General features: G+C 69.7%; 1 protein-coding gene and 1 pseudogene. Both read left to right on the forward strand.

What is annotated here, in order from left to right:
- The coding region (murC, locus tag I55_RS29115) for a UDP-N-acetylmuramate--L-alanine ligase (protein WP_044564223.1) at positions 1–1,326 on the forward strand (1,326 nt) is incomplete at its 5' end.
- A gap of 2 nt (positions 1,327–1,328) precedes the next feature.
- Positions 1,329–1,585: pseudogene (locus tag I55_RS29120) on the forward strand (hypothetical protein); the annotation flags it as partial.

Genomic DNA, 1,585 nt, shown 5'->3' on the forward strand with positions numbered 1-1,585 from the left:
GCCGACAATAACAACGTCAAGCGCCTGCGCGACCTGGGCATTCCGGTGTCCATCGGACAGCGGGCGGAAAACCTGGGCGACGCCGCCGTCGTCTGCATCTCCTCCGCCGTGAAGCGCGACAACCCGGAGGTCATGGCCGCCCGCGCCGCCCTGATCCCCGTGGTGCGGCGCGCCGAGATGCTGGCGGAGCTGATGCGCCTGAAGTGGTCGGTCGCCATCGCCGGCACCCACGGCAAGACCACCACCACCTCGCTGGTGTCGGCGCTGCTGGACGGCGCCGGCTTCGACCCCACCATCATCAACGGCGGCATCATCAACGCCCTGGGCACCAACGCCAAGCTGGGCTCCGGCGATTGGATGGTGGTGGAGGCGGATGAGAGCGACGGCACCTTCACCAAGCTGCCGTCCACCATCGCCGTGGTCACCAACATCGACCCCGAGCATCTCGACTTCTACGGCACCTTCGACCGGGCGCGGGAAGCCTTCGACCAGTTCGTGCAGAACATCCCGTTCTACGGCTTCGCGGCGCTGTGCATCGACCATCCGGAGGTCCAGGCCCTGATCAGCCGGGTGGACCGCCGCATCGTCACCTACGGCTTCAACCCCCAGGCCGACCTGCGGGCCACCAACCTGCAGACCACGGTGCAGGGCGCCTTCTACGACGTCGTCGTTTCCGACCGCGTGGCGGGGGAGGAGCGGACCATCACCGGCCTGCACCTGCCCATGTACGGCCTGCACAACGTCCAGAACTCCCTGGCCGCCATCGCCGTCGCCCTGAACATGGGCATCGGCGACGACAGCATCCGCCAGAGCCTGGCCAAGTTCAGCGGCGTGAAGCGGCGCTTCACCAAGACGGGCGAGTCCAACGGCATCGTCGTCATCGACGATTACGGCCACCACCCCGTGGAGATCGCCGCCGTGCTGAGTGCCGCCCGCACCGCCGGCACCGGCCGCACCATCGCCGTGGTCCAGCCCCACCGCTACACCCGGCTGCAAAGCCTGTTCGAGGAATTCTGCACCTGCTTCAACGACGCCGACGCCGTCATCGTCGCCGACGTCTATGCCGCTGGTGAGACGCCTATCACCGGCGTCAGCAAGGAGGCGCTGGTGGATGGCCTGCGCACCCATGGCCACCGCCACGCCCTGCCCCTGCCGTCGCCGGAGGCGCTGCCCTCCATGATCCGTGACATGGCGCGGCCGGGCGACCTGGTGGTCTGCCTGGGCGCCGGCAGCATCACCACCTGGGCCAACGGTCTGCCGGCGGAACTGGACCGGCTGTTCGGCACCGCGATCCCCGGTTCCCGGAACGGGGGGAGCCACGGCTGATGATGGCGGAACGGCGCACCCCGGATGAGGCGACAGCGACGGCGGAAAGCCGCGGCGGCGCCCTGCTGCGCCGCCTCCCGCCTGTGCGCGGCCGCCTGACGCCGGACGCCCCCCTGGGCCCCCTGACCTGGTTCCGTGTGGGCGGCCCGGCCGACGTGCTGTTTCGTCCGGCCGACGAGGAGGACTTGGCCCAATTCCTGGCGGCATGCCCGCCCGACGTGCCCGTCATCGTCATCGGCGTCGCCAGCAACCTGCTGGT

Source organism: Azospirillum sp. B4 (assembly GCF_000333275.1).
Lineage (GTDB): Bacteria > Pseudomonadota > Alphaproteobacteria > Azospirillales > Azospirillaceae > Nitrospirillum.